Raw genomic sequence first — 7,674 nt, 5'->3', positions numbered from 1 at the left:
AGATGGGTCAATCAGCGGCACCATGACGCTGCCTCAGCCTCCGCTTCTGGCCGTGGAAAAGACGACCCTCGTCTTCCCCATTCAGACGGGGCAGAACGTGGGCGACGACAAAAACCGCTGTGACATGAACGTTCGCGGTCAGGGCGGCTGGACCGCCGAAATCACGTCGGGGGCCGACTGGTTTACGATCCAGAAAACCGGCGACATCCTCTCGGTGAAAATGAACGGCGACAACACCACGGGCCGGTACAGAGAGGGAAATATCCGCATCACGCGCAGCGGCAACGCCAGTAACCCCATCAACGTGGCCATAACCCAGACGCCGAATTGAAACGACACTGAAACGCAGAGGGGCGGAGGCTGCCTTGAGCGAGCCTCCGCCCCCTGTTTTTTACAGCCGCTACATTTTGAAGCGGGAGAGGGACTTGTTCAGCGAGGAGGCCATATTCCCCAGGCTCACCGCCGTGTTGGAGATCTGATGGGAGGCCTCCAGCGTTTCCGTCGCGTCGCCCCTGATGCTGCTTATCTGAGACGCCAGCTCTGCCATGCGCTGGACGAGGGTCTCCGTCCTGCCTGTCACGTCGGTTATGATGCCGGTTTGCTCCCGAACGATGCTGACAATATGTTTGATGAAATTATTGGCCTGGTCGATGCTTTGGGATGAGGCCATCAGATCCTTTTTGGCGACGGAGGCGTCCTGGATGGTTTTTCTGAGGGTGGTCATGGACTGCGCCGACCCGTCGATGACCTTCTGGGTTTTCTCCCGAATCGGCTCAATGACCTGATTGATGCGCTTGGCCGCGCCCGATGACTCCTCTGCCAGTTTTCGGACCTCCTCCGCCACCACGGAAAACCCTCTGCCGCTCTCGCCCGCCCGGGCGGCCTCTATGGCCGCGTTCAGCGCCAGCAGGTTCGTCTGAGCGGCGATGCCCGTGATGACGGAAACGAAGTTCGTTATCTCCTCAATGGACTCCTCCAGGGACGTAATGTGCGCGTTGTTGCCGTTGACTGAGGCCATAACCTGCCCCATCTCGTTCAGGACGACGTTGAAGCTCTCCACCGCCTCCTGAGCTTCCACGGACACGCCGTGCAGGGACCTGGCGGACTCCTCCGCCGAGGTCGAGACCTGGAGCGCGTCGGCGGCCACCTGCTTCAGCCTGTCGTTGGCCTCCGCGGACAGAATCTTCGTCTCCTGGGATATGCCCACGATGCCGGAAACGGAGGCGTCGATTTTCTTCGCGGCCTCGCCCGTGGTCTCCGCCAGGGCCGACAGCTCCTCCGCGTCATTGATCACCGTGTCCGCCGAGTCTTTTGTCTCTCGCAGACAGTCGGCCTGGGTTTCCACGGCCTGTCTGAGCTGCGTGAAAATCACGCCCATTTCATCCCTTCCGGGGTACTCGAACTCCTCCTCGGGAATGAGAAAGTCCCCTCCTTCGACCCTGCGGACGATAGCGACGATGCGGTTGAGGGGACGCGCTATACCCCGCGCGATCAAGAGCGTCAGAAGAAAGGCCAGAGCCAGAACCCCCACCGACACCAGAGCCACGCCTCGAACGATGGAGCTGATCGTTCTGTTCAGCTCGGCTATGGGCTTGCCCGTGAAGAACATTCCCTTCACGCCGGGGGTCGAGTCCCTGATGGGGCTGTAGCGGACGAGGTAATTCTGGCCGAACAGCTTTATTTCGCCGCTGAAGGTTCCGCCCTTGTTCACCACGGCATCTATCACGGCGGGAACGGCGTTGGTGCCCACCACCCTTTTGCCGTTTTCCCTGATGGTGGTGTTGATTCGCGTGCTTCCCGCGAAAACGGTGGCCTCCACGCCGTAGAGGTCACTGATCTCGTCCACGATCTTCGGATTTTCCAGGGAGAACGCCGCCCGAACCATCCCCACCGTCTTCCCCTGGTATTTTATCGGGCCGCCGCAGTAGTAACCCAGTTTTGAGGACGGGTTGGACATGAACACGGCGTAGGAGGTTCCGGCAATGGCCGTTTTGAAGTCGTCGCCATGCCCGATGTTGTCCCCGACTCTGGCCCTGTCATGGGGGCGGGCCAGAACTTCCCCGTCCAGCGCCGCAATGACCAGGACGTCGGTGTCCGAGGCGTCCAGAAGAGGTTTCGTGAGCTCGAAAATGCCTTCTTTGTCCTTTTCACTCACGAGCCGTCCCAGCTCGTTCAGTTTGATCAGGCTGTCCCGAAACGCCTCAGTTTCCCTCATCATGCCCGCCACGATTTTCTGGAACCCGACAATGGAACGCGTGGCTTCCTCTGAAAAGCTGTTCGTAATGGAAGTGTAGGTGTACCACAGCGCCATGCCGCTGGAACAGACCACGGACAGCAAAACCAAAAAGAAAGCCGAGGAAATAATTTGAGTTTTGATGTGCATGTTTTTTAACATATAACGCTCCCCCCCTTTTTCTCTCATACACTATAAAATTCAGACCAGAGCCGTGGCCATCCGGTTTATATCCATACGGGCCGCCACCCTCTTTTCGTTGACAATCGGGGTTGCACATTGATTTTATGGTTGGTTCAGTTTATCAATCCAGTCCGCTTTTTCTTTGGCTTCGCGGGCGAGCCTGAGCTCTTCCGTGCGCACGAACCGCAGAAGCGCGCCCGTTTCCGTCTGGGACGGCTCCAGGAACTTCACCGCAACGTAATACAGGTTCTTTCTTTCTTCCTCGCGCCGCTCTTCCATGGTTGTCGGGTGTTTTCCACTATGGTGTTTTCCATCATGATGCTTATGGTCATGGTGTTTATTGTCAAGTTGTTTTCCGTCGTGCTTTTTTTCCTCCGGCTTTGCGTTTTCCGGCTGCAGGGTGTGGAGATGGCAGCGGCGCACCTCCGCTTTCAGGGTGAGGGTGACGGTGTCGTCGAGAAACAGTTTCACCGCAAGTTTTTCTTCCGGCTTGAAATCATGCCGGCTCAGGAGTCCGAGGCCTCCGACGCTGATGTTTGCCGTTTCAACGATTTCCTCCACCATTTCCTTCCGGAAGGCGGGGTCCACTTTCATATACGAGATTCGGGCCGCCTTTGTTATGGGCAGGCGCACCCACTCGCGCAGCTGTTGTTTGACGACCGTGCCGCGGGGAATAATGAAGGCGCAGTTATTCGAGGGCATTATGCCGGTCACTCGCACAGTAAGCGAATATTTCCCGTTTTGAAGAGTCCGGCGCAGCACAAGGATCTGTTCCGGCGCAAAGCGGATAAGCCCGCCTTTTCCGTCACGGGGAAACAGAAGAAGCATAATGCCGTCGTCCTCGACGCCCAAAATGAACGATTTGTGGCTGGAACCGTCGGAGAGCTCCACCTCAACCGGCGCGCCTCTGACGAAAGGCGCCAGTGAAACCGCGATGTTTCGCTCCTCACTTCTCGATTGTTTTTCAGACAACCGTTTCAATCTGCGTTCTCCTTCCCACGGACACGATTTTCGCGATGCGGCTGGCGGGCTGAGTTATCGTCAGTCGTTACAGGCCCAAACGTTTTGAATCTTCCTCAAAGCTCCTCCAGAGCGCTTTAAAATCGCTCTCCTCCGTGAAGACTCTTCTAATGCGATCTTTCAGGACATCGGGCGTTATGGGTTTGACCACGTAGTTCTTCGCTCCGGCCTTTGTGGCCCGCGTCACAAAGTCGCTGTTCAGGTGAGACGTGACGAAAATAACGGGAATATTCCCGCCCCTGGGCATAAGCTGCAGTTTCTCCATGACATCGAAGCCCGACAGGCCGGGCATCTCAATGTCCAACAAAACAAGGTCGATCTCGGTCTTTTCCAAAATATCCAACGCGGTCATTCCGGTTTTGGCGACACGGATGTCAAAGTCGTCATTCATCAGAATTTCCTTGATCGTCACCAGGTTGGAAGACACATCGTCAACAGCGAGAATCGTTTTTTTGCTCATACGCTCCACAGCCTCCCTGTTCTGCACTCTGCAGTTCTGTTTTTACACCGATCTTCTTTTTATCCGGATTTTTTATTCTGATTTTCTCTCGTGCGCGCGTACGTTATCTGGTCTCAAACGCCTCAATCTCCGTGACTTTTTCGGATTCGAAGGTCGGGTCAACTATCGGAAGGCGTTCCAGAATGAGCTGGAAGGGATCCGACCGCACCCGGTTTCCTCCTTCCATTTGCGCCACCTGAAGGCAGGCTTCGGCTCTCACGATCAGTTCGTCCAAAAATTCATTGCCCCAAAGGTCATAGTCGATGCTGGCTATTCCGACGCTGATCGTGAGGCCCAGAGATTTTTCAATATTTGAGGTTTTTGCGACGCGTCTTCCCCGCCCGGACGCGTACGGCCCGATCCTGGACGTCTCTTTTGCAACCTCCTTGCGGAGCGACTGGGCGAGGGTGACGGCGTTTTTCAAACCGGTGCCCGGAAGCCAGAGGCAAAAATTTCCCTTTTTGTTGCAGTGCCCGCTCAAATCCGAGTCGCGAAGCCTGGGCAAAACGATCTTCAGGACTTTTATGACGGCTTCGTCTCCTCCGACTGCCCCCCAAATGTCCTCGATCTGGTCGAAAGAGTCGATGCAGATTCTCAAAACGCTGCCCACGCCGCGGTTGTACACCACCGATTCGTAATCGTTGACGGCATCCATGTAAAAATTGACCCATCGGCGCAGGCTGCTGAAGGGATCAAGCCTCATTCTTTCAATCAGGAGCTGTCCCAGCCCGCAGTTCATATCGCCTTCATCGATCGAAAACTCCCCGTCGCGGGCGGCGGCGCTGAATGAGAGGCTGTTGACAAAGGAAAGAACGTCAATTTCCTCCGGGGAAAATTCCCGATCCTCACGTCTCTCGAAAGTGATGAAGCCCCAGAATATTTCTCCGCTGAAGAGGGGAACCAACAGCATGGACTTCATGTCGTAGGGCGTCAGAAGCCTGAGTTCGGAAGGAGAAAAACTGGCTTTCGAGCCGGACACGTATTGTTTCTGCATAAATTTCTCCGTCCACATGGCTGCGTCGTCAAGGTGGAAGAAGACCGGATCTCTTTCCTCCAGAAAACCCAATTCCTTTTTCCATGCGTATTTTCTCGTGCAGATCAGCCGGTCTCGTTTTATCTGCTTTTGCCAGATATGAATGCACTCCACTCCAACTGTCCAGGACAGCAACCCGAGACAGTTCAGCAGAAGATCGTCCCCGATCCTCATCTTTGATATGGAGGCGTCCAAAAGAAGCCTGCTGCTGCATAAGGGTTTTTGCCGACTGCTCAGGTCCGTCAGGCGGCAGACGACGGCAAAGCTGTCTCCCCGCGGAACGCCGTACAGCGTCACGGCCACCGGCAGGGGTGTTTTATCCCCTCTGTTGCGCAGTTCCGTAATCCATCGTACGCGCCCCGTGGGACCAGGTTCCCTCAGCCTGTCCGCCAAAGACGGCGCGGGGGTCCCGTCCGGATGAAACTCCGGGAACATCTTCGCCGCAATCTCTTCGAATTCGTTCAGGAACCGCTCTTTGTCGTCTGCCTCAAAGAGCTCCAGAGCCGCGTCGCTGCAGTCGACGGCGCGGAACCGGTCGTCAAAAAAGATCGCCGCGTCGGGAGCGCCGTGAAAAACCGCACTGGCCGTCTCGCACGCCTCCAGCGCCCGGCGGGTCGTGCTTATTTTCATTTTGAGCACGAGAGCCAGACAAACCCCAAGCCCGGCGGCGAAGAGGCACAGAAACAAAAGCGCCCCAATGCCCGCACTCCAGGCGACGAGGGAGACGGCAGCCCCGACTCCGCAGATGGAGGAGAAAATCCACAGTTTTTTTTCGAGCGGAACATTTCGTACTTTGAACAGTTTTCGCAAACCCAATTCGAATCGAGTCATTACCATTCAACCTCCGCAATTTTCACTATAGACACTCCGGTAAACAATTTCCGCAAACAAGACGCAAACGAGGGTAACCGCGATTCATACCAATTTGAAATCAAAGGCCTAAAGTTAGAATAGCTAAAAGCAATGACATTCAAACATTTAGTTTCTTCATTAACACTCGATTGAAAGCAAATTGGTATCAACTTCCATTACTCCCCCACTGTCACATTTCGCACATTTCGTTTTCACCCGACATCTCTGAATTTGTCCGCGACAGTCAGGAACACGTCCACCAATACGGGGTCGAAGTGGGTCCCTTTTCCGTTCCTGATGATCTCCACGGCAGCGTCATGGCTGAAGGCTTTTTTATAGGGTCGTTCTGAAATGAGCGCGTCGTACACGTCCACCACGTCCATAATACGCCCTTCCAAAGGGATGTTTTCGCCGGAAAGTCCATAAGGATAACCGCTTCCGTCCCATTTTTCCTGATGCGCTTCCGCGAATATTCTGGCGTAGTTCAAAAACGTTCCGTCGTTGACGCTGGCCATAATGTTGTCGATGATACGGGCGCCGGCCACCGGGTGTTTTTTTATCTCCTCGAACTCCTCGGGCGTCAATTTTCCGGGTTTGTTCAATATGGTGTCCGACACGGCGATTTTTCCCACGTCATGAAGCAGGGAAGACTGCAGAAGCACGTCTACGTTCCAGGCCTCCACCTGTTCCTGATAGAGCCCCATTGCCTTCAGGCCGTCCACCATGATTTTCAGGTCTTTTTGCGTGCGTTCGATATGCCTTCCGGTGATGTCGTCCCGATTTTCCACGAGGTTGACAACGGTTTGCAGAATGACATTCTGGAGCTGGATAACGTCGCCGCTTTTTTCCTCCACCAGGCTTTGGAGGCTCTCGTTGAACTGCACCAGAGCCAGCCGCTGAGACTCCAGCTCTTTTGCCTGCATCGCCAGCTTTTGCCTTTGCCTTTCAAGCGTAATGTGCACTCCGACTCTCTGCAGCAGAATCGGCGGAATGATCGGCTTGGCCACGTAGTCCACTGCGCCCAGGGTCAATCCCTCAATCTCCTTCTCCGGCGAGTCGTGCGCGGTCAAAAAGATGATGGGGATGTTCCGGGTTCTTTCGTCCTCTTTAAGACGTTTGATGGCCTCATAACCGCTCATTTCAGGCATGGCGATATCCAACAGAATCAAATCCGGCAGTAGATCCGTCTCGCTTTCCAAAAAAGCGAACATCTTTCGCGCCGAGGGCACGGTAAATACGGCAAATTTTTTTGTAAGGGCATTCTTGACAAGTTTCAGATTCGCGGCGCTGTCGTCAACAGCAAGGACCACGGGATACCCTCTTTCTTCGTTGCTTTCCATGGGCGTCCTCTCCTTCCCAGACTTTGCGCTGTCGCGGAGCATCGGTTCTCCTGGAGTGAGCGCTTGTCCTTGCATAATGATAAATCCCCAAAGGAAGCAGCAGGTTATTGGACGCCTTATAAAATGGCTTTCCATGCAGGTTTAGCATTTTTCTGCTCATTAAGGGCAGAAAAACGCATTGACAAATTAAGATCGTTATGCTTTCCGTTGGTTCTTCTTTTGACGTGAAATGGCGCTTAATTCGCAATTTGTCTGTTTTGTCAAGGTCATTTTCGCTCATGATCAAGCCGATTTTTTATATTCCCTTGCAACAAGGGCTTTTATAAGAATTTTTCTTCAGTGTCAATTTTGGGACAGCTTATTATATATTCGTGTTCAGTTTAGACTATTTTGCTGTTGGGACTTCGTTAAAATATCGGACAGTAAGTTAAGGGAGTTTCAGGAAACGGGAGGGAACTCGAAGAATGTCCGTGAATCGTCGGAAATATGATGAAGATTTTAAGAAGAACGCAGT

At 54.1% G+C, this 7,674-nt stretch carries 6 protein-coding genes; 1 reads left to right on the top strand and 5 read right to left on the bottom strand.

What is annotated here, in order from left to right; genetic code table 11:
- A partial coding sequence (locus tag LBR61_03400) for a hypothetical protein (protein MDR1731119.1) occupies nucleotides 1–331 on the top strand: 331 nt, incomplete at its 5' end.
- A 69-nt stretch (nucleotides 332–400) separates the two neighbouring features.
- Here the strand turns inward: LBR61_03400 and LBR61_03395 are convergent.
- From LBR61_03395 to LBR61_03375, 5 genes are all read right to left on the bottom strand, one after another.
- On the bottom strand, nucleotides 401–2,395 hold the full coding sequence (locus LBR61_03395) for a methyl-accepting chemotaxis protein (GenBank protein ID MDR1731118.1): 1,995 nt from the start codon (nucleotides 2,393–2,395) through the stop codon (nucleotides 401–403).
- A 123-nt stretch (nucleotides 2,396–2,518) separates the two neighbouring features.
- On the bottom strand, nucleotides 2,519–3,397 hold the full coding sequence (locus LBR61_03390) for a PilZ domain-containing protein (protein MDR1731117.1): 879 nt from the start codon (nucleotides 3,395–3,397) through the stop codon (nucleotides 2,519–2,521).
- Between the two features lie 67 nt (nucleotides 3,398–3,464).
- A complete protein-coding gene (locus LBR61_03385) occupies nucleotides 3,465–3,896 on the bottom strand; it encodes a response regulator (protein ID MDR1731116.1) in 432 nt (143 codons plus the stop codon).
- Between the two features lie 103 nt (nucleotides 3,897–3,999).
- Nucleotides 4,000–5,799 carry a diguanylate cyclase gene (locus LBR61_03380; protein MDR1731115.1) on the bottom strand — a complete coding sequence of 600 codons (1,800 nt, stop codon included), beginning with the start codon at nucleotides 5,797–5,799 and terminating at the stop codon, nucleotides 4,000–4,002.
- Nucleotides 5,800–6,032: 233 nt separating this feature from the next.
- Nucleotides 6,033–7,160: a response regulator gene (locus LBR61_03375; protein MDR1731114.1), complete on the bottom strand. Its 1,128-nt coding sequence runs from the start codon at nucleotides 7,158–7,160 to the stop codon at nucleotides 6,033–6,035.
- Nucleotides 7,161–7,674: the final 514 nt, after the last annotated feature.

It is taken from the genome of Synergistaceae bacterium (assembly GCA_031272035.1).
In the GTDB taxonomy this organism is placed as follows: domain Bacteria; phylum Synergistota; class Synergistia; order Synergistales; family Aminobacteriaceae; genus JAISSA01.
This window is presented reverse-complemented; position numbering and strand designations above follow the sequence as displayed.